The organism is Paucibacter sediminis, assembly GCF_030254645.1.
Lineage (GTDB): Bacteria > Pseudomonadota > Gammaproteobacteria > Burkholderiales > Burkholderiaceae_C > Paucibacter_B > Paucibacter_B sediminis.
The window spans coordinates 3,085,362-3,105,095 of record NZ_CP116346.1 but is presented as its reverse complement, the minus strand read 5'-3'; the positions used below and the strand labels follow the sequence as shown (position 1 = coordinate 3,105,095).

Here is a 19,734-nt window from a genome sequence, read left to right as displayed (position 1 = left end):
CGCATGAATGACGAACAATTGCTGCGCTACTCGCGGCATATCCTGCTGGACGAAATCGGCGTGGAAGGCCAGCAAAAGCTCGCCGACTCGCATGCCCTGGTGATCGGTGCCGGCGGCCTGGGCTCGCCGGTGGCTCTCTACCTGGCCACCGCCGGCGTCGGCCGCCTGACCCTGGTGGACCACGACACCGTGGACCTGACCAATCTGCAGCGCCAGATCGTGCACCGGCTCGACGCCGTGGGCACGCCCAAGGTGGCCTCGGCCGCACGCACGCTGGCCCAGCTCAATCCCGAGGTGCAAGTCCGGGCCCTGCAGCTGCGCGCCAATGCCGCCCAACTCGATGAGTTGGTGGCCACGGCCGACGTGGTGCTGGACTGCTCGGACAACTTCGCCACCCGCCATGCGGTGAACGCCGCCTGCGTGCGCCATGGCAGGCCGCTGGTGGCGGGCGCGGCGATCGGCTTCGACGGCCAGATCAGCGTCTACGACAGCCGCGACGGCAGGCAGCCCTGCTACGCCTGCCTGTTCCCGCCCGACGCTGCCTACGAGGAGGTGCGCTGCGCCACCATGGGCGTGTTCGCCCCCCTGGTGGGCATCATCGGCAGCATGCAGGCGGCCGAGGCGCTGAAGCTGCTGATGGGCCTGCCCGGCAGCCTGGCCGGCCGGCTGCAGATGCTGGATGCGCGCCGCATGGAGTGGAGCGAGATCCAGGTGCAGCGCGATCCCGGCTGCAGCTGTTGCGGCGGCCAATCTTTGGCCACGGATTCGCCAAACTAAGAAACAAAATTTCCCATCGGACAATTTACAGTCCCCGCCAGACCACATTGCCATGTCAAAGCACAACAAACTGCACGCTCGCAACTTCCCCACCGCCAAGGAAGAAGCCAAGCACCTCAAACCCTCGCCGGATTACGAAGGCCCAGACAGCGCCTACCGCCTGGCCTTCACCGACACCGACTTCCTGCTGCGCGAGGAGCTGCGCCCGGTGCGCATGCAGCTGGAGCTGCTCAAGCCCGAGCTGGTGCAGCAGGAGCAGGGCATCCACTCCACCATCGTGATGTTCGGCAGCGCCCGCATCCTCGACCGCGAGGGCGCGCTGGCCGCCGTGCAGGCCGCCAAGGCCGGTGGCGACGCCGCGGCCATCAAGCGCGCCGAGATGCAGCTGGCGATGAGCCGCTACTACGAGGAAGCGCGCCGCTTTGCCTCGCTCGTCACCAAGGCCTCCAGCGATCGGCACAACCCCATCTATGTGGTCACCGGCGGCGGCCCCGGCATCATGGAGGCAGGCAACCGCGGCGCGCACGAGGTCGGCGGCAAGAGCATCGGCCTGAACATCGTGCTGCCGCACGAGCAGCTGCCCAACCCCTACATCACGCCCGAGCTGTGCTTCCGCTTCCACTACTTCGCGCTGCGCAAGATGCACTTCCTGATGCGCTCGGTGGCGCTGGTGTGCTTCCCGGGCGGCTTCGGCACGCTCGACGAACTGTTCGAGACCATGACCCTGGTGCAGACCGGCAAGAGCCGTCGCCGCCCCATCCTGATGTTCGGGCGCGAGTTCTGGAGCAAGCTGATCAATTTCGACTACCTGATCGAGACCGGCATGATCAGCCCGGGTGACGAGCAACTTTTCCATTATGTCGAGAACGCCGAGGAGGCCTGGGCCCTGCTCGAGCGCGAGTACGACATGAACCCCAACCACGACCACAACGATTGAGCCAGAGTCCATCATGACCATCCTCCGATCCGTCTCCCTCATCGGCGCCCCGACCGACATCGGCGCAGGCGCGCGCGGTGCCAGCATGGGCCCCGAGGCCATGCGCGTGGCCAATCTGGCCCAGACGCTGGAGGGCCACGGTGTCGAGGTGGTGGACCGCGGCAACCTCAGCGGCCCCTACAACCCCTGGCAGCCGCCGGTGAATGGCTACCGCCACCTGCCCGAGGTGACGGCCTGGAACCGCGCCGTGCACGAGGCCGTCTATGCCGAGCTGCAACTGGGCCGCCTGCCCATCCTGCTGGGCGGCGACCATTGCCTGGGCCTGGGCTCGATCAGCGCGGTGGCGCGCCACTGCCGCGAGGCCGGCAAGAAGCTGCGCGTGCTGTGGCTGGATGCGCATGCCGACTTCAACACCAGCGCCCTCACCCCCAGCGGCAATATCCACGGCATGCCGGTGGCCTGCCTGTGCGGCTTCGGGCCCCAGGAGCTGATCGAGATCGGCGGCCATGTGCCCGCCATCAGCCCCAAATGGGTACGCCAGATCGGCATCCGCAGCGTCGACGAGGGCGAGAAGCGCTTTGTGCATGAGCAGGACCTGGAGGTCTTCGACATGCGCTACATCGACGAGATGGGTATGCGCCACACCATGGAGCTGGCACTCGCCACGCTGGACGCCAACACCCATCTGCACGTCAGCTTCGACGTCGACTTCCTCGACCCGGAGATCGCTCCCGGCGTGGGCACCACCATCCCCGGCGGCCCCACCTACCGCGAGGCCCAGCTGTGCATGGAAATGATTGCCGACACCGGCCGCATGGCCTCGCTGGACGTGATGGAACTCAACCCCGCGCTGGACGTACGCAACAAGACCGCGCTGCTGGCGGTGGACCTGATCGAATCGTTGTTCGGTAAATCCACCCTCATGCGCAAGTGAAGTCGCCTGGCTAGGCCGACACGATCCAGCCCTCCAGCGGATCGATGCGCGCCGGCAGCCCCCAGCCCTCGCGCTGCGCGCCCCAGGCCGCCTGCAGCAGGCACAGCACGGCATCCAGCTTGTCGCCGCTGGCATCCGCCACCAGCTCGTCGCGTCGCGCATGGCTGAGCTTCAAGCGCAGGCCCAGGCGGCTGCGGCCCTGCTCCAAGGCCTCGAGCAGGTCCTTGCGGGCGATCAGGCGCTCATCGGTCTGCTTGGCGCGCTCGTCGCTCTTGTAGCTGCGCCGGCCCAGCAGCTCGCGCGCCAGCAGGCCCGGATAGGCCTCCAATGCCACGCGCCGCCTATCGCCAAAGTGCAGACCGGCATGCAGGCCCGGCAGCAGCGCCCCCGCCCGCAACAGCAGCGGCACGCCCGCATGCAGCATGTAGGCGACCGGCGGGTTGACCCATTTCATGCTGGGCGAGGAACCGGCCGGCAGGTCGCAGGCGCGGTGCGCGAACTTGCCGCCCACGGGGCGCGCCGCGCAGAAGGCCGCGAACTGCGCGCGGATCTGCGCGCGTGGCAGGGCGCAGTAATGCTGCATCAGCGCCAGCCAGTCGGTCGGCCAGCCCAGCGCCAGCACCAGCTCACGCGGCAGGCCGAAGGGAAAGTCGAAGCCGCCGACCCAGGGCTCCGGGCGCGCCAGCTCGTCGCCCAGGCCGGCCAGGGTGTCGAACAGGCGCAGGCCCTGCAACAGCAAGGCCTGACCCCGCAGCTGCCCCTGGGCCAGGGTGATGGGCTTGCGCTTACTGGGGGAACTACTGAAGTCGACCCCGATCAGCGGCAGGCCTGTGGATTGAGCGCTAGAGTGCATGGCTGGCACTTTAGCCGCGCCCCCGGAGACTCCATGCCCAATGACGCCGCCCGCACCGAGCCCAAGCCCGGCGACCAGCCCGCCCCCGTGGAGCGCATCGTCAGCACCGAGCACAAACTGCAGATCGGCAAGAGGACGCTCGAGTACACCGCCACCTGCGGCACCCTGGTGTTGCGCGAACCTGATGCGGGCGAAGCCAAGGCTGGCGATGGCAAGGAAGGCTACAAGGGCGAGAAGGCCCGCGCCACGGTGTTCTTCATCGCCTACACGCTGAAGACGGGCAAGAAGGATGCTCAGCAGCGCCCCCTCACCTTCAGCTTCAACGGCGGGCCCGGCTCCAGCAGCGTCTGGCTGCACCTGGGGCTGCTGGGGCCGCAACGCGTGCCCTGCGACGACAAGGGCCACTGCGGCGCACCGCCGCACCAGCTCACCGACAACGAGTACAGCCTGCTGACCGACTCCGACCTGGTCTTCATCGACCCGGTCGGCACCGGCCACTCGCGCGTCGCCGAGGGCGAGAAACCGGCCGAGTTCCACGACTACCAGCGCGACCTGGATTCGGTGGGCGAATTCATCCGCCTCTACGTGACGCGCAACGAGCGCTGGGGCTCGCCCAAGTACCTGATCGGCGAAAGCTACGGGACCACGCGCGCCGCCGGCCTGGCGCGCCATCTGCAAGAGAAGCACGACATCTACCTGAACGGGCTGATGCTGGTCTCGCTGGCGATGGACTTCCAGACCCTCAGCTTCGACCATGGCAACGACCTGCCCTACCCGCTCTACCTGCCCACCTACGCGGCCACCGCCTGGTACCACCAGGCGTTGCGGCCGACGCTGCAGAACAAGCCCCTGAAGGAGGTGGTGGCGGCGGCCGAGGCCTTCGCCAACGGCGACTACACGCTGGCCCTGATGCAGGGCTCGCGCCTGCCCGAGGCCGAGCGCCAGCACATCGCCGAGCAGGTGGCGATGTACAGCGGCCTCAGCATCGAGTTCGTGCTGCGCTGCCGGCTGCGCGTGGACGAATTCCGCTTCTTCAAGGAGCTGCTGCGCGCGCGCGGCCAGACCGTGGGCCGGCTGGACTCGCGCTTCCTCGGCCTGGACAAGGACGATGCCGGCGAGCATCCGGAGGAAGACGCCAGCATGAACCAGCTGATCGGCGCCTATGCCTCCGGCATCAACCGCCTGCTGGTGGAGAAGCTCGACTACCGCAGCGACAGCCCCTATCTCGTGCATGCACCGCTGTGGAAGACCTGGTCCTGGAAGGGCTTCGAGAACAAATACATCGCCGCCGGTGACAGCCTGCGCCGCGCCCTGCACGCCAACCCGGACATGCGCGTCTACGTGGCCAGCGGCTACTACGACCTCGCCACCCCGCATGCGGCGGGCGACTACACGCTCAGCCACTTGGGCCTGCACCACAGCCTGCAGGACCGCATCCAGGTCAGCTATTTCGAGGGCGGCCACATGATGTACATCCACCAGCCTTCGCTGGCCCGCATGGCCGGCGAACTGCGCGCCTTCGTCGGCCAGGGCTGAGGCTTGGGCTGAAGGCAAGGCCAAGGTTTTCCCGGGCTTGACGCTGCCCGGCGCTTGGGTGGAAGCTGATCCGGCCCGGACGCAGATCCGGGCAAGGGGGTTGGCGGCGTGGAATCAGACAGCAGCGCAGCAAAGGCCGGCATGGCCACAGCCGACGCCATGATGGCCGCGGGCCAGCATGCGCAGGCCGTGGCCCTGCTGGAAGACCTGCTGGCCGAGCTCGCCCCCGAGCACCCGCGCCTGCGCGGCCAGCTGCTGAACCGCCTGGCCGTCAACTACCCGCGCCTGGGCCAGAGCCAGCAGGGGCTGCGCGCGGCGCATGCGGCGGTGCAACTGTTCGAGCGCCTGCCCAGCGGGCTGGCCGGCCTGGCGACGGCGCATTGCGCGCTCTCCTTCTGCTACGCCATGCTGCGCATGGGCCAGGAGGCCCTGCAGGCCGGCCTGCGCGCCCTGCACAGCGCCCGCGAGGCCGGCAATTCGGAGCTGGAGGCCTGGGCACTGAACCGCATCGGCCTGGCCTACGAAGCCCTGGGCGATCTGCAGCAGGCCCAGACCTCGACCACCCAATCGCTCGAGATCGCGCAGCGCCAGGAGCTGGCCGAGCTGCACTTCGCGGCCATCAACAACCTCTGCTGCTTTGCCAGCCTGGCCGAGCACGAGGCCCTGCTGGAACATCAGGACGCGCGCGCCCAGGGCCATGCCTTGCGGGCCCTGCAGCTGACCGAGCAGGCCTGCCAGCTGGCCCGCGCCTCGGGCAATGTGCACTGGCGCGCGGCGGCGCTGGCGAACCGCGTCGATGCCCTGCTCTCCGGCAGCGAGCTCGACACGGCCGCGGCCCTGATCGACGAGTACCTGCCGCTGGCGCAGGAACATCGTTTTGCCTGGCTGGTGCTGCACGCCCAGCTGCAGCGCGCGCGGCTGCTGCAGCTGGGCGATCAGGCGGGGCGCGCGATCGCCATCCTGCGCAGCCTGCTGGCGGCCGATCTGGATCGCATGCCACCCAAGCTCAAGCGCCGCGCCGTGCACATGCTGGTCGGCCTGCACAAGCAGCGGGGCGAGTACTACGAGGCCCTGCAATGCCTCGAGCAGCTGGCCGAGCTGGACCGCCGCTGGGCCCGGGACAAGCTGGCCCTGCACAGCAAGGCCCTGCTGATACGCGAGGAAGTGGCGCAGGCCCAGGCGCGCGCCGACGTCGCCAGCCGCGATGCCGAGCGCGAGCGCGAACGCGCCGAGCGCCTGCTGCACGAGCACGAGGCCCTCAGCAGCCAGGCCGCCGAGCTGGGCCGCATTGCCGTGGAAGACGTGCTCACCGGCCTCTTCAACCGCCGCCACGCCGACCAGGCCCTGCCGGTGCTGAGCCAGCGCGCCATCAGCCAGGGCCAGCCGCTCAGCCTGGCGATGCTGGACCTCGATCACTTCAAGCAGATCAACGACCGCTATGGCCACGCCATGGGCGACCAGGTCTTGCGCGCCGTGGCCCAGCACCTGCGCACCAGCGTGCGCAGCGCCGATCTGATGGCGCGCATCGGCGGCGAGGAATTCGTCGTCGCGCTGCTGGGGGCGCCGCTGGCCAAGGCGCGCGAGATCTGCGAGCGCATACGCAGCGCGATTGCCGGGCACGACTGGGAGGCGCTGGCGCCCGAGTTGAAGGTGAGCGTCAGCATCGGCCTGGCCTGCGCCCAGACCGCCGAGGAACATGGCCGGCTGCTGGAGCGCGCCGACCAGGCCCTCTACGCCGCCAAGCATGCCGGCCGCAACCAGGTGCGCGTGAGCCTGGCCGATGCCGGGACGGCCGGTCGCGAAGTCCCCACAGCGGCTTGACGCGGGCGGGCCGCTGCCCGATGCTGGGCGGCAGCAGCCTGCGCCGACATGGGATCCCTCCGCCAAACCAGCCACCCCGACTTCGATGCCTTGCTTGGCGCCGCCGCGCAGCACGCCTTGCGGGGCGACTATGTCGATGCCGTTGCGGCGCTGCAGCAGGCCCTGCCCCTGTGCCATGACGACACCGCACGGGCGCGCGTGCTGGCCCTGCTGGCGCACCATTACCCGCGCCTGGGCAATCTGCAGGACAGCGTGCGCTGCGCCAGCGAGGCGGTGGCGCTGTGCCAGCACATGGACGAACCCCGGCTGGTGGCCGAGGCCCAGACCTCGCTGTCCTATGTCTATGCCCAGTTGCTGATGGGGCGCGATGCGCTGGACGCCGCCCTGCATGCCCTCAAGGCGGCGCGCCGCGCCGGCAACCGCGTGCAGGAGGCCTGGGCGCTGAACCGCCTGGGCGTGGCCTATGGCAGCATGGACAACATCGCCCAGGCGCGCGAAAGCACCCAGCAGGCGCTCGAGGTAGCCACGCCGCTGGGCGATGGCGAGCTGAGCTTCTCCTGCCTCAACAACCTCGCCTACTTCTGGCTGCAGCTCGCGGCCGAGGCCCACAACGGCGGCAGCGAGGCCAAGCTGCTGCCCGAGGCCCTGAGCCAGGCCCGTGCGCTTGCCGAGCAGGCCAGCGCGCAGGCGCGCGCCTCGCGCAGCGAGTTCCAGGTCACGGTGGCGCTGTCGAATCTGGTCGAAGCCATGCTGGGCATGGCCGATCACGAGGACAGCGTGGCCCTGATCGACGAATACCAGGCCCTCGCCCACCGCCACGGCTATCTGGCGCTGGAGCTGCAGGCGCAGATGCAGCGCGCCTGGCTGCTGATGCTGCGCGGCCAGCACCAGGCCTGCGTGGCCAGCCTGATGCTGATACTGGCGCAGCGGCGCGAGCATCTGCCGCCGGCGCTGCGCCGCAAGCTCATCCATGCGCTCTACGAGGCCAGCAAGGCGGGGCGCGATTTCGAGGCCGCGCTGGCCTATCTGGAGCAGCATGCCGAGCTGGAGCGCCAGATCGCGCGCGAGACCATGGCGCTGCAGACCGAGGTGATGCTGATACGCCAGGACGTCGAGCAGGCCCATGCGCGCGCCGAGCATGCGCTGGTGGACGCGCGGCGCGAGCGCGAGCGCGCCACCCGGCTGGAGCGCGAGCAGGAGCGGCTGCGCCACCAGGCCGCCGAATGGGGGCGCGCCGCCCATGAGGACGTGCTGACCGGCCTGCACAACCGCCGCCATGCCGAGTTCGCCCTGCCGGTGCTGCTGGAGCGCGCCCGCCAGGAGCACAGCGTGATCTGCCTGGCGATGCTGGACGTCGATCACTTCAAGGACATCAACGACCGCCACGGCCATGGCGTGGGCGACGAGGTGCTGCGCCAACTCGCCGGCGTGCTGCGCTACAACACGCGCAGCGCGGACCTGCTGGCGCGCGTCGGCGGCGAGGAATTCATGATCGCCCTGGTGGGCCTGCCGCTGCTGCAGGCCCAGGACATCTGCGAGCGCCTGCGCGTGGCGATCTCCGCGCATTCCTGGCAAGACCTGGCACCGGGCCTGGCGGTGACGATCAGCCTGGGCCTGACCGGCGGCGCGCCGCCCGAGCAGGCCAAGCTGCTGGTGGACGGCGCCGACCACGCTCTCTATGCGGCCAAGCGCGCCGGCCGCAACCGCGTGGAGATCCTCTAGGCCCTAGGCCAGCTTGAACACCGCCACCGTCTGCGCCAGCTCGTCGGCCTGCTGCTGCAGGCTCTGCGCCGCCGCTGCCGATTGCTCCACCAGCGCGGCGTTCTGCTGCGTCATCTGATCGAGCTGGCTGATCGCCATGCCGATCTGGTTGATGCCCGAGCTCTGCTCGGCGGTGGCATGGCTGATCTCGCCGACGATATGGCTGACGCGGCCGATCGAGCTCATGATGTCCTGCATGGTCTCGCCGGCACGCGCAACCAGGGCCGCGCCGGCCTCCACGCTCTCGGTGCTGCTAGTGATCAGGCCCTTGATCTCCTTGGCCGCCTCGGCGCTGCGTTGCGCCAGGCTGCGCACCTCGCTGGCCACCACCGCAAAGCCACGCCCCTGCTCGCCGGCGCGCGCCGCTTCCACGGCCGCGTTGAGCGCCAGGATATTGGTCTGGAAGGCAATGCCGTCGATCACCGAGATGATGTCGCTGATCTTGCGCGAGGAGGCGCTGATGCGGTCCATCGTGGCCACCACATCGCTGACCACCGCGCCGCCGCGCTGCGCCACCTCGGCCGCCTCGCTGGCCAGGCGGTTCGCCTGCCCGGCCGATTCGGCGTTGTGCTTCACGCTGGCGGTGAGCTGCTCCATCGCCGAGGCCGTCTCCTCCAGATTGGAGGCCGCCTGCTCGGTGCGGTGGCTGAGGTCATGGCTGCCGGTGGCCACCTCGGCCGAGGCGGTGGCAATGCTGTCGGTGGCGCTGCGCACGCCCGACACCACCTCGCGTATCGCCGTCTGCATGCCCTGCACGCCGCGCATCATCGCGGCGGTCTCGTCGCGCCCCTGCACCTGGATGCGCTGGCTCAGATCCTGGCGCGCCATGCGCTCCGAGCTCTCCACCGCATGCGTCAGCGGCGCCAGGATGGAGCGGATATTGAAGAAGGTGTAGGTGCCGATCGCCAGCACGCCCACCAGGATCACGGCGCTGAGCGAGAAGCGGATGCTGTGCTCCTTCGCGTCCAGGCGCTTGACCTCCTCGTCGCCATGCTCGGTGATCAGCTTGGTCATCTCGGCCAGCTGCGCATCCATCGCGCGCACCGGCCCCTTGATCGGCTCGGTGGCGCGGTTGGCGCTCGCGGTGTCGGGGAACTCGCCCTTCAGCACGCGCTCGATGATGGACTGCAGGCCGCTGCGGTAGTCGGCCAGGGACTTGCGCAGCTCGGGCGGCATCTTCTTGGCCTGCGGCGCGATATTGAGCTGCTCGATCACGTCCAGGCCCTTGGCCACGGTCTGGTAGCTGTGCTCCCATTCGCCGCGGTACTTCTCCACCGCCTTGGTGTCGACCAGATTGATCAGCAGGTCTTTCTCGTAGCGGCGCAGATTGCCGACGCCGGCGCGCACCGTGGCGAGCTGGGCCAGCGATTCGACGTCGTTGTCCACATAGTGGGTGAAGTCGGCGCGCGCCTGGGCCAGGCTGTAAAGCCCGTTGCCGCCGATGATGAGCATGGTGACGATGGCCAGGCCGGCCAGCAGGTACAGACGAGCCCGGATCGTGTAGTTGCGCAGGTCAAGCATGGCATACCCCCAGCGACTGGCATTTGAGCGCTAAGCGTAGCAGTGAAACCCCTGGCCCTGCCAGGAATTCTAGGGGGTCAGTCCTTGCCCCAGAGCTCCTTCATGCTCGCCTCAAACGCCGCCGCCACCCCCGCCTGGGCCGGATGCTGGCCCTCGCGCAGCCGGCATTCGCCCGCCACATAGACCTCGCGCAGCGCCTCGCCCTGGCTGGCGAACACCAGCGCGTCCAGCCGTGCCGCGGCCGGCACGCCCAGCAGGCCCGAGCAGCGCGTGTCCAGCACCAGGAAGTCGGCGCGCGCGCCGGGCTCCAGCCCCCATTGCTTGAAACCGGCCGGGGCGGCGCTGCCGCGCACGCAGGCCTCGAACAGGCGCGCCGCGGTGGCGGGTTCGCCGCGGCCCGGCGCGGCCGCCACATTGCGCTGCTGCAGGCCGAGGCGCTGGCCATATTCCAGCCAGCGCAGCTCCTCCACCCAGGCGCGCGTGACATGGCTGTCCGAGCCCATGCTGATCGGCACGCCGGCGTCCAGCCAGCCGCTCAGATCGCACAGGCCATCGCCCAGATTGCCCTCGGTGCCGGGGCAGATCACCGCGCTGGCGCCGCTCGCGGCCACCTGGGCAATCTCCGCGGGCGTGCTGTGCGTGGCATGCACCAGATGCCAGCGCGCATCGGGCTTGAATTCATTGCACAGCCATTGCATGGGGCGCTGGCCGGTCGCGGCCAGGCAGTCGCGCAGCTCCTGCTGCTGCTCGCTGATGTGGATGTGGATGGGCAGATCGGCATCGCCCACCAGGGCCTGCAGGGCGCGGATGTCCTCGGTGTTGGCGGCGCGCAGCGAATGCAGGGCCACGCCGGCGCTGACGAGCGGCCGGCCGGCCGCCTGCACACGCTGGCTGGCACGCCAGACCCAGGCGGCATCGGTGGCGAAGCGGCGCTGATCCTCGCGCAGCCCCGGCTTGCCGAAGCCGGAGCGGGCGTACAGCACCGGCAGCAGGGTCAGGCCCAGGCCTACCTGCTCGGCGGCATCGGCCAGGGCCCAGCTCATCGCCAGCTCGTCGGCATAGGGCGAGCCGTCGGGCTGGTGCTGCAGATAGTGGAACTCGCAGACCTGGGTATAGCCGCCGCGCAGCAGCTCCAGATAGAGCTGGGCCGCGATCGCCTGCAGTTGCGCCGGGTTCAGCTGCAGGGCCAGGCCATACATGCGGTCGCGCCAGGACCAGAAATCATCCTCGCCCGCCTCGCGCCGTTCGGCCAGGCCGGCCATGGCGCGCTGGAAGGCATGGCTGTGGGCATCGACCAGGCTGGGAATCACCGGGCCGGGCAGTTCCTCGGCCGCCACCGGCTTCAGCTGGCCCGGCAGGATCTCGGCCCAATGGCCGCGCCCATCCACGCGCAGGAGCACATCGCGCTGCCAGCCGCCGCCCACCCAGGCCTGCCGGGCAAAGTAGAGGCGGCTCATGGGGCGGGCCTCCAGGCCAGCAGGCGCAGCAGCAGCGCCCGCATCAGCGGCTGCACCCCGGCCGCCAGAGCCGGTGCGTAGTCGTACGGCGGCTGCTCGCTCATATAGCAGCACTGGCACATCTCCATCTGCACCGCATGCCAGCCCTGCTGCGGCTGGCCATAGTGGCGCGTGATGAAGCCGCCCTTGAAACGGCCATTCACCACCTGGCTGTAAGTACTTTGCGAGGCGAGCAGATCACTTAAGGACGCGGTGATGGCGGGGTCGCAGGACCTGCCCTCGGCGGTGCCCAGGTTCAGGTCGGGCAGGCGGCCCTCGAACAGCCAGGGCAGCTCGGAGCGGATGCTGTGCGCATCGAACAGCAGGGCGTGGCCATACAGGCTCTTGAGCCGGTGCATCTCGGCCGTGAGGGCGCGGTGGTAGGGCAGCCAATACTGCTCGCGGCGGCGCTGCTTCTCGGCCAGATCGGGCTCCTGGCCCTCCAGATAGAGCGGCTCGCCGGTGAAGAAGCGCGTCGGGCACAGCTCGGTGTTGGCCGCGCCGGGGTACATGGGCGTGTCCTCGGGCGGGCGGTTCAGGTCGATCAGGTAGCGCGAGTAATGCGGCGCTATCAGGCTGGCGCCCAGCTCTTCCGCGATCTCGCCATAGAGGCGCTCCAGATGCCAGTCGGTGTCCTCGCTGGCGAGCGCGCGCGGCTGGTAGCGCTGCTGCTGGTCGGCGGGAATGGCGCTGCCCACATGGGGCATGCTGATCAGCAGCGGCGTGCGCCCCTGCTTCAATCGAAAGACGGCGTTGCTCATCGTGCTCAGTTCCGTAGCTGTCCGCCGCGCACCGTGTGGCGCAGCGGGTTGCGGCCGAAGTAATAGGCCAGTTCGTTGGGGTGGGCGATGTCCCAGATGCAGAAATCGGCGCGCTGCCCCGCCACCAGCTGGCCGCGGTCGGCCAGACCCAGCGCGCGTGCCGCATGCTGGGTCACGCCGCGCAGGGCCTCCTCGGGCGTGAGGCGGAACAGCGTGCAAGCCATGTTCAGCATCAGGAGCAGCGAGAGCGTGGGCGAGGTGCCGGGGTTGTGGTCGGTGGCGATCGCGATCGGCACGCCGGCCTCGCGCAGCGCCTGCACCGGCGGCAGTTTGGTCTCGCGCAGGAAGTAGTAGGCGCCCGGCAGCAGCACCGCCACCGTGCCGCTGGCCTGCAGCGCGCGGATGCCCGCCTCGCCGAGGTACTCGAGGTGATCGCAGGAGAGCGCGCCGAACTCGCAGGCCAGCTGGGTGCCGCCCTGGTCGCTGAGCTGCTCGGCGTGCAGCTTCACGGGCAGCTCCAGGGCCCTGGCGGCCTCGAAGACCTGGCGCGTCTGTGCCGGCGTGAAACCGATGCCCTCGCAGAAGGCATCCACCGCGTCCACCAGGCCCTCGCGCTTGAGCTCGGGCAGCCAGTCGCACAGCGCCTTCACATAGGCATCCGGCCGGCCCTGGTACTCGGGCGGCAGTGCATGGGCGCCCAGATAGGTGGTGCGCACCTCTAGCCCCAAGCCGGCCAGGCGCCGCGCCACGCGCAGCATCTTGGCCTCGGCGGCCTGCGAGAGGCCATAGCCCGACTTCACCTCGATGGTGGTCACGCCCTCGGCCAGCAGCGTCTGCAGGCGCTGGGCCGCCAGCGCATAGAGCTCATGCTCGCCGGCCTCGCGCGTGGCCGCCACCGAGGAGCGGATGCCGCCACCGGCGCGCGCGATCTCCTCGTAGCTGGCGCCCTGCAGGCGCAGCTCGAACTCATGCGCACGCGAGCCGCCATAGACCAGATGGGTGTGGCAATCGATCAGGCCCGGCGTCACCACCGCGCCGCCCAGGTCGCGCTGCTGCGCGATGCTGGCGCTCAGCTCGGGCGAGAGCTGCGATGCCTCGCCCACCCAGACGATCTGCTCGCCCTCGGTGATCAGCGCACCCTGCGGCAGCCAGCCCCAGGGCTGGTCGCCGGCCAGGGTGGCCAGGCGCGCGTTGTGCCAGAGCGTACGTTTGCTGCCGCTGCTGTTCATGCCTCGCTCCAGCTCATCCACCAGGCTGCGCCCTCGCCGCTGAACACGCAGGACTGCGCCGCCGGCGTCTCGCACCAGGCCAGGCTGAGGGGCCGCAGCGGCATGGCGCGGGCGCCATGCTCGAGCAGGCCGCCCTGGGCGCTGAACAGGCCGACCCAGCGCGCCGCGCCGGCCTCGGGCAGCAGGGCATGGGCGGCCGGCTGCACCTTCATCACGCCACGGCCGCGCCGGTGCATCAGATTGAAATCGCGCGTCATGCCGCCGATCAGCTCGCAGTCGGGCGCCAACGCGCCATCGAAGTGCAGCAGCTCGTCGCCCACGCGCAGCTCGTATTCATACAGCCGCACGCCCTCGCCCTGCAGCACCGCGAACCAGCGGTCCACGCCCTCGAATTTCGAGAACGGGCCGCTGGCCGCGATGTCCGCCACGCTGATGCGCAGCGCCCAGTCGTTGCTGTGCGGCCAGGCCAGCAGTTCGCGCGTCTGGCCACCGCCGTTGCGCCAGGGCTGAGGGGTGACCTCGTCCGCGCTGATGATGCTCCAACTCATGCTTGAAAACTTCCTTGCAAGAGGTATCTGGAACCAGGGTGCGTGAGCCGCACCGTGGTCACGGTCTGCCCATGGCTGTAGGTGGTGCGCTTGACCACCAGGCAGGGATCACGCCGCGCGATGCCCAGCAGCTTGGCCTCGGCATCGCTCGGCAGCGTCGATTCAATCGTATAGCGTGCCTCCGACAGGGGCGCCACCTGCAGCAGGTAATTCGTGGGGGTGGTGCTGGCGAAATCCAGCGCCAGATAGTCGGGCGCGCAGGCCGGATTGACCAGCCGGTCCTCGCACTGGATCGCCACGCCATTCTCCAGATGCACGATCACGCTGTGGAACAGCACCGCCCCAGCCCGCAAGCCGAACTCCGCCGCCTGCTCGGCCGTGGCCTTGGTCTTTTCCAGCAGCTGCACCCTGGCCTCATGCTGGTGGCCGCGCTCGGCGATCTCGTCGTGCACGTCGCGCACCGTCAGCGTGGAGGAGATGCGATGCAGCTGGGCCACGAAGGTGCCCACGCCCTGCACCCGCTCGACCAGGCCTTCCTGCGTCAGCTCGCGCAGCGCGCGGTTCACCGTCATGCGGCTGAGTTCGAACTGCCCGCCCAGCTCGGCCTCCGAGGGCAGCAGGTCGCCCGCCACCCAGCGGCCGCTGCTGATGCCTTCGCGCAGGAAGTTCTTGACCTTGAGGTACTGCGGCTCGGGGCCGGCCGGGACTTTTCTGGACATGAGCGAATGGTAGTTGACTTTACTTGTATAGACAACTAGAGTTCGCCTCATTCCTTCTTTTCTTCCTCTCTCTGCAACCGCCAGGAGCTCCCCATGTCTGCATCGTCCCGTGTCGTCCGCGCCCCCACCGGCACCACCCTCAGCTGCAAGAACTGGCTCACCGAAGCCGCCTACCGCATGATCCAGAACAACCTGGACCCGGTGGTGGCCGAGAACCCGGCCGAGCTGGTGGTCTACGGCGGCATCGGCAAGGCCGCGCGCAACTGGGAATGCTTCGACGCCATCCTGGAATCGCTGAAGAAGCTCAACGATGACGAGACCCTCTTGGTGCAATCCGGCAAGCCGGTGGGCGTGTTCAAGACCCATGCAGACGCACCGCGCGTGCTGATCGCCAACAGCAATCTGGTGCCGCATTGGGCCAACTGGGAGCACTTCAACGAGCTGGACCGCAAGGGCCTGATGATGTACGGCCAGATGACGGCCGGCAGCTGGATCTATATCGGCTCGCAAGGCATCGTGCAGGGCACCTACGAGACCTTTGCCGAGGCCGGCCGCCAGCATTACGGTGGCAGCCTGAAGGGCCGCTGGATCCTCACCGCCGGCCTGGGCGGCATGGGCGGTGCCCAGCCCCTGGCGGCCACCTTTGCCGGCGCCTGCTCGCTCAACATCGAGTGCCAGCAATCGCGCATCGACTTCCGCCTCAAGACCCGCTATGTGGACGAGCAGGCCGCCGACCTGGACGACGCCCTGGCCCGCATCGCCAAGTACACCGCCGAGGGCAAGGCGGTCTCGATCGCGCTGCTGGGCAACGCGGCCGAGATCCTGCCGGCGCTGGCCGAGCGCTGCAAGCAAGGCACGGCCATCAAGCCCGATCTGGTGACCGACCAGACCTCGGCACACGACCTCATCAACGGCTATCTGCCGGTGGGCTGGCGCGTGGCGCAGTGGAAGGCTGCCGCCGCCGACCCGGCCCAGCATGCCGAGCTCAAGGCCGCCGCCGCAAAGGGCTGCGCCGTGCATGTGCAAGCCATGCTGGACTTCCAGGCCATGGGCATCCCCACCGTCGACTATGGCAACAACATCCGCCAGGTGGCGCTGGACCAGGGCGTGAAGAACGCCTTCGACTTCCCCGGCTTCGTGCCCGCCTATGTGCGCCCGCAGTTCTGCGAGGGCCGCGGCCCCTTCCGCTGGGTGGCGCTCTCGGGCGACCCCGAGGACATCTACAAGACCGACGCCAAGATCAAGGAGCTCTTCCCCCACCATGCCGGCGTGCACCGCTGGCTGGACATGGCCAAGGAGCGCATCAGCTTCCAGGGCCTGCCGGCACGCATCTGCTGGCTGGGCCTGGGTGAGCGCCATCTGGCCGGCCTGGCCTTCAATGAAATGGTGCGCAAGGGCGAACTCAAGGCCCCGATCGTGATCGGCCGCGACCACCTGGACAGCGGCTCGGTGGCCAGCCCGAATCGCGAGACCGAGAGCATGAAGGACGGCTCGGACGCCGTCTCCGACTGGCCGCTGCTGAACGCCTTGCTGAACACCGCCGGCGGCGCCACCTGGGTCTCGCTGCACCATGGCGGCGGCGTGGGCATGGGCTTCAGCCAGCACAGCGGCGTGGTGATCGTCTGCGACGGCAGCGAGGCCGCCGACAAGCGCATCGCCCGCGTGCTGGTGAACGACCCCGGCACCGGCGTGATGCGTCATGCGGACGCCGGCTATGACATCGCCGTCAAGTGCGCCAAGGAGCGCGGCCTGAACCTCCCCATGATCACCGGCTGATCTTCAGAAAGAGAACCAGATGACCCATATCGAAATCACCCCCGGCCAGCTGACCCTGGACCAGTTGCGCAGCATCCGCAACGGCGGCGTCAAGCTGGGCCTGCATGCCAGCGCCGCCGACAGCATCCGCCGCAGCGCCGCCGTGGTGCAGGGCGCGGCCGCCGGCGATGCGCCGGTCTACGGCGTCAACACCGGCTTCGGCAAGCTGGCCTCCAAGCGCATCAGCAAGGAAGAGCTGGCCACACTGCAGTTCAACCTGATCCGCTCGCATTGCGTGGGCGTGGGCGAACCCCTGCAGCCCAGCGTGGTGCGCCTGATGCTGGCCACCAAGGCGGCCTCGCTGGCGCGCGGCCATTCCGGCGTGCGCGAGGCGGTGGTGCAAAGCCTGCTGGACGTGTTCAACGCCGGCCTGGTGCCCTATGTGCCGGCCAAGGGCTCGGTGGGCGCCTCGGGCGACCTGGCCCCGCTCTCGCACATGACCCTGGCCCTCTTGGGCGAGGGCGAGATGCTGGTGGACGGCCGGCGCGTGCCCGCCCTGCCCGAGCTGAACAAGCATGGCATCGCACCCCTGGTGCTGCAGGCCAAGGAAGGCCTGGCCCTGATCAACGGCACCCAGACCAGCACCGCGCTGGCGCTGGAGGGCCTGCTGCGCTTCGAGCAGGTCTATGCCTCGGCCATCGTCAGCGGTGCGCTGAGCCTGGATGCCGCACGCGGCAGCGACGGCCCCTTCGACCCGCGCATCCATGCGGTGCGTGGCCAGCCCGGCCAGATCGAGGCGGCCGCCGCCTACCGCCAGATCCTCGCCGGCAGCGCCATCCGTCAATCGCACCAGGAGGGCGATGAGCGCGTGCAAGATCCTTACTGCCTGCGCTGCCAGCCCCAGGTGATGGGCGCCTGCCTCGACCAGGCCCGCTATGTGCGCGACGTGCTGCTGCGCGAGGCCAATGCGGTGACCGACAACCCGCTGGTGTTCGCCAACCAGGACGGCACGAGCTATATGGTTTCCGGCGGCAATTTCCACGCCGAGCCGGTGGCCCTGGCCGCCGACGCGCTGGCCTGCGCCATCGCCGAGGTGGGCGCGATCGCCGAGCGCCGCATTGCCATGCTGATCGACGCCAGCGTGTCGCGCCTGCCGCCCTTCCTGACCGCCAACGCCGGCCTCAACTCGGGCTTCATGATCGCCCATGTGACCGCCGCGGCCCTGGCCAGCGAGAACAAGAGCCTGGCCCATCCCGCCAGCGTCGACAGCCTGCCCACCAGCGCCAACCAGGAAGACCATGTGTCGATGGCCACCTACGGCGCGCGCCGCCTCGGCCAGATGCTGGACAACACCGGCCACATCATCGGCATCGAGCTGCTGGCGGCCGCGCAGGGCATCGAGTTCCTGCGCCCGCTGGCGAGCTCCAAGGCCCTGGAAGGGGTGCACGCCCTGGTGCGCCAGAACTGCCCGCCTATGCCCACCGACCATTACCTGGCGCCCGATATCGAGCATGCCAGCGCCCTGGTGGAAGACGGCCAGCTGAGCGTGCTGCTGGTGGCCGAGACCGGCCTGAAGGTGTTCGGCTGAGGCTCAGCCGGCCCGGCGGCTCAGATCTGCTTGCGCAAGCCCTCGCCCGGCGCCTCGCCGGGTAGCAGGCGGCGCGGCCCGGCCAGCGCCGAGGCATGGCGGGATGTCAGCACCCAGCGGCTGCCGTCCCGCTCCCACACATCCACCACCGCGATGGGCGGACGGCCGGCCCGGCCCTCCCTACCCTGGGGGCGCAGCACAAAGCTGACGATGGCCACCGCGCCGAGTTCGCGCACCGCCATGTCGGCGGGCTGATAGTCCGTCGCGCCGGGCTGGCGCATGCGCTGCAGCCAGGTCTCGCGCGGCGTGCTGGTGGACGGCTGTTGCTGCACCAGCAGTTCGAACTCCGCCCCCAGCAAGGCATCGAGCTGGGCGGTGTCGGCCTCGCGCAGCGCCCGCAGCAGGGCCTCTTCGAGCTGCAAAAAGGCCTGCACGGCGCGCGTCACATGCTGCTGCGACCAGGCCGGCGCCGGCAGGGCCGGCGCCAGGGCCAGGGCGAGCAGCTGACGGCGGCGCAGGCCGCATGGCATCAAGCCCATCAGTAGATGGTGCGCGCGCCGTTCATGTAGCACTTGTTGTCCACATTGGACAGGTTGCGCTGGATCAGATAGTTCTTGCTGCCGCTGACCGTGTTCAGGGTCATGTTGTAGGAAGCACCATTGGCGGCAGTCTGCTGGAAATGCCCGAAGGTCCAGGCGCATTTGTCGGCATTCTCGGCGCCGCTGGAGTCGACCCAACCGCTGCTCGGGTTCGGATCGGTGAGCGTCTCCTCCAGCTCATGCGCCACCACCGACAGCATGCCGTCCACCCCCGCGTTGCCGTTCGGGCTGGTCGACTGTGCCGCGCAACTGGCGAGGCAGCGGTTCGCATTGCCGACGAAGCTGTACTTGATATTGGTGCTCTGGATGTTGGCGCTGGTATGCCAGCCGCAGTACTTGTTGCAGAAGCCGCTGGTCTCGGCCACGTCCGAGGAGGTCAGCACGAAGTAGACCGCGTTGCTGTCCTTCTTGCCGCTGCTGCTGATGTAGTTGGAGACGATCTTGGAGATGTCGGCATCGCGCAGGCGGGTGCCATTGGTATAGCCGACGCTGGCTTCGCTGACCGTGCCGATCAGGCCGCTCACCGTGCCATTGGAGCCCGTGTAAGTGCTGTTGATGGCCAGGTAGGGCGAGTTGCTCACGCCGGACATGAAGTCGCGCACGATCTGCTGGCCCGCCGCGGTATCGCTGCCATTGCTCTGTGCCCAGTTGCCGTACCAGATCAGGTGGACATTGGGAGCGCCGGTCATGACCGGCCCGCCGCGCCAGCTGATCGCGCTGAGCGTGCCGGTGCCGCCGGTGGACGCCGCCTCGATGGTGGGATGGCCGGGGTTGAGGCGGTGCGAGATCTTGTTCGGCACGGTTTCCTTGTCGGCGTCCGCCATCGCGGCGCCCGAGAGGCCGAGGGCCAAGGCCAGCAAACTGGTTCCGGTGATCGATGTCATGGTGCTGCGCTCCAG

The 19,734-nt window shown here is 69.2% G+C and carries 17 protein-coding genes; 8 read left to right on the top strand and 9 right to left on the bottom strand.

What is annotated here, in order from left to right:
• Positions 1-3: 3 nt before the first annotated feature.
• The 3 genes from PFX98_RS14360 to rocF are packed head-to-tail and all read left to right on the top strand — an operon-like array spanning position 4 to position 2,648.
• Positions 4-777 (top strand): HesA/MoeB/ThiF family protein, encoded by a 774-nt coding sequence (locus PFX98_RS14360; protein ID WP_285231187.1) that lies wholly within the window; start codon positions 4-6, stop codon positions 775-777.
• Positions 778-829: 52 nt separating this feature from the next.
• Positions 830-1,714: an LOG family protein gene (locus PFX98_RS14355; protein ID WP_285231186.1), complete on the top strand. Its 885-nt coding sequence runs from the start codon at positions 830-832 to the stop codon at positions 1,712-1,714.
• Between the two features lie 13 nt (positions 1,715-1,727).
• Positions 1,728-2,648 (top strand): arginase, encoded by a 921-nt coding sequence (rocF, locus tag PFX98_RS14350; protein ID WP_285231185.1) that lies wholly within the window; start codon positions 1,728-1,730, stop codon positions 2,646-2,648.
• A gap of 10 nt (positions 2,649-2,658) precedes the next feature.
• Here the strand turns inward: rocF and PFX98_RS14345 are convergent, their stop codons facing one another.
• Entirely contained in the window at positions 2,659-3,501 is an 843-nt protein-coding gene (locus PFX98_RS14345; protein ID WP_285231184.1) for a DUF429 domain-containing protein, read from the bottom strand.
• Positions 3,502-3,534: 33 nt separating this feature from the next.
• Between PFX98_RS14345 and PFX98_RS14340 the strand changes: the two genes are divergently transcribed.
• From PFX98_RS14340 to PFX98_RS14330, 3 genes are all read left to right on the top strand, one after another.
• Positions 3,535-5,037 (top strand): S10 family peptidase, encoded by a 1,503-nt coding sequence (locus tag PFX98_RS14340; protein ID WP_285231183.1) that lies wholly within the window; start codon positions 3,535-3,537, stop codon positions 5,035-5,037.
• Positions 5,038-5,178: 141 nt separating this feature from the next.
• Complete coding sequence (locus PFX98_RS14335) at positions 5,179-6,858, top strand: GGDEF domain-containing protein (RefSeq protein WP_285231182.1); 1,680 nt, start codon at positions 5,179-5,181, stop codon at positions 6,856-6,858.
• A gap of 48 nt (positions 6,859-6,906) precedes the next feature.
• Positions 6,907-8,580 carry a GGDEF domain-containing protein gene (locus tag PFX98_RS14330; protein WP_285231181.1) on the top strand — a complete coding sequence of 558 codons (1,674 nt, stop codon included), beginning with the start codon at positions 6,907-6,909 and terminating at the stop codon, positions 8,578-8,580.
• A 3-nt stretch (positions 8,581-8,583) separates the two neighbouring features.
• Here the strand turns inward: PFX98_RS14330 and PFX98_RS14325 are convergent, their stop codons facing one another.
• The 6 genes from PFX98_RS14325 to hutC all read right to left on the bottom strand — a co-directional run bounded on the left by PFX98_RS14325 (position 8,584) and on the right by hutC (position 14,893).
• Positions 8,584-10,140, bottom strand: a complete 1,557-nt coding sequence (locus PFX98_RS14325; RefSeq protein ID WP_285231180.1) for a methyl-accepting chemotaxis protein — start codon at positions 10,138-10,140, stop codon at positions 8,584-8,586.
• Between the two features lie 77 nt (positions 10,141-10,217).
• Positions 10,218-11,597 carry a formimidoylglutamate deiminase gene (locus PFX98_RS14320; RefSeq protein ID WP_285231179.1) on the bottom strand — a complete coding sequence of 460 codons (1,380 nt, stop codon included), beginning with the start codon at positions 11,595-11,597 and terminating at the stop codon, positions 10,218-10,220.
• A complete protein-coding gene (gene hutG, locus PFX98_RS14315; RefSeq protein ID WP_285231178.1) occupies positions 11,594-12,397 on the bottom strand; it encodes an N-formylglutamate deformylase in 804 nt (267 codons plus the stop codon). Before hutG ends, PFX98_RS14320 begins: the two co-directional genes overlap by 4 nt.
• Before the next feature lie 5 nt (positions 12,398-12,402).
• Positions 12,403-13,626 (bottom strand): imidazolonepropionase, encoded by a 1,224-nt coding sequence (gene hutI, locus PFX98_RS14310; RefSeq protein WP_285231177.1) that lies wholly within the window; start codon positions 13,624-13,626, stop codon positions 12,403-12,405.
• Positions 13,623-14,174, bottom strand: coding sequence for a HutD/Ves family protein (locus tag PFX98_RS14305; RefSeq protein ID WP_285231176.1), 552 nt, complete (start codon positions 14,172-14,174; stop codon positions 13,623-13,625). The genes hutI and PFX98_RS14305 overlap by 4 nt, the downstream gene beginning before the upstream one ends.
• Positions 14,171-14,893 carry a histidine utilization transcriptional repressor HutC gene (gene hutC, locus PFX98_RS14300; RefSeq protein WP_285231175.1) on the bottom strand — a complete coding sequence of 241 codons (723 nt, stop codon included), beginning with the start codon at positions 14,891-14,893 and terminating at the stop codon, positions 14,171-14,173. Before hutC ends, PFX98_RS14305 begins: the two co-directional genes overlap by 4 nt.
• A 93-nt stretch (positions 14,894-14,986) precedes the next feature.
• On the opposite strand from hutC, the gene hutU reads away from it, so the two are divergent.
• The gene (gene hutU / locus PFX98_RS14295) at positions 14,987-16,669 is read left to right on the top strand and encodes a urocanate hydratase (protein ID WP_285231174.1); all 1,683 of its coding nucleotides are present in this window, start codon (positions 14,987-14,989) and stop codon (positions 16,667-16,669) included.
• Positions 16,670-16,688: 19 nt separating this feature from the next.
• Positions 16,689-18,236, top strand: a complete 1,548-nt coding sequence (gene hutH / locus PFX98_RS14290) for a histidine ammonia-lyase (RefSeq protein ID WP_285231173.1) — start codon at positions 16,689-16,691, stop codon at positions 18,234-18,236.
• 20 nt (positions 18,237-18,256) lie between these two features.
• On the opposite strand, the gene PFX98_RS14285 is transcribed toward hutH, so the two are convergent.
• Positions 18,257-18,775 (bottom strand): nuclear transport factor 2 family protein, encoded by a 519-nt coding sequence (locus tag PFX98_RS14285; protein WP_285231172.1) that lies wholly within the window; start codon positions 18,773-18,775, stop codon positions 18,257-18,259.
• The gene (locus tag PFX98_RS14280) at positions 18,775-19,719 is read right to left on the bottom strand and encodes a hypothetical protein (protein ID WP_285231171.1); all 945 of its coding nucleotides are present in this window, start codon (positions 19,717-19,719) and stop codon (positions 18,775-18,777) included. Before PFX98_RS14280 ends, PFX98_RS14285 begins: the two co-directional genes overlap by 1 nt.
• Between the last annotated feature and the right edge of the window lie 15 nt (positions 19,720-19,734).

Coding starts and splice junctions, on each gene's coding strand:
- hutC (WP_285231175.1), bottom strand. CDS start 14,893: ATGTCCAGAAAAGTCCCGGCCGGCCCCGAGCCGCAGTACCTCAAGGTC.
- PFX98_RS14305 (WP_285231176.1), bottom strand. CDS start 14,174: ATGAGTTGGAGCATCATCAGCGCGGACGAGGTCACCCCTCAGCCCTGG.
- hutH (WP_285231173.1), top strand. CDS start 16,689: ATGACCCATATCGAAATCACCCCCGGCCAGCTGACCCTGGACCAGTTG.
- rocF (WP_285231185.1), top strand. CDS start 1,728: ATGACCATCCTCCGATCCGTCTCCCTCATCGGCGCCCCGACCGACATC.
- hutG (WP_285231178.1), bottom strand. CDS start 12,397: ATGAGCAACGCCGTCTTTCGATTGAAGCAGGGGCGCACGCCGCTGCTG.
- hutI (WP_285231177.1), bottom strand. CDS start 13,626: ATGAACAGCAGCGGCAGCAAACGTACGCTCTGGCACAACGCGCGCCTG.
- PFX98_RS14280 (WP_285231171.1), bottom strand. CDS start 19,719: ATGACATCGATCACCGGAACCAGTTTGCTGGCCTTGGCCCTCGGCCTC.
- PFX98_RS14355 (WP_285231186.1), top strand. CDS start 830: ATGTCAAAGCACAACAAACTGCACGCTCGCAACTTCCCCACCGCCAAG.
- PFX98_RS14330 (WP_285231181.1), top strand. CDS start 6,907: ATGGGATCCCTCCGCCAAACCAGCCACCCCGACTTCGATGCCTTGCTT.
- PFX98_RS14320 (WP_285231179.1), bottom strand. CDS start 11,597: ATGAGCCGCCTCTACTTTGCCCGGCAGGCCTGGGTGGGCGGCGGCTGG.
- PFX98_RS14335 (WP_285231182.1), top strand. CDS start 5,179: ATGGCCACAGCCGACGCCATGATGGCCGCGGGCCAGCATGCGCAGGCC.
- PFX98_RS14325 (WP_285231180.1), bottom strand. CDS start 10,140: ATGCTTGACCTGCGCAACTACACGATCCGGGCTCGTCTGTACCTGCTG.
- PFX98_RS14360 (WP_285231187.1), top strand. CDS start 4: ATGAATGACGAACAATTGCTGCGCTACTCGCGGCATATCCTGCTGGAC.
- PFX98_RS14340 (WP_285231183.1), top strand. CDS start 3,535: ATGCCCAATGACGCCGCCCGCACCGAGCCCAAGCCCGGCGACCAGCCC.
- hutU (WP_285231174.1), top strand. CDS start 14,987: ATGTCTGCATCGTCCCGTGTCGTCCGCGCCCCCACCGGCACCACCCTC.
- PFX98_RS14285 (WP_285231172.1), bottom strand. CDS start 18,775: ATGGGCTTGATGCCATGCGGCCTGCGCCGCCGTCAGCTGCTCGCCCTG.
- PFX98_RS14345 (WP_285231184.1), bottom strand. CDS start 3,501: ATGCACTCTAGCGCTCAATCCACAGGCCTGCCGCTGATCGGGGTCGAC.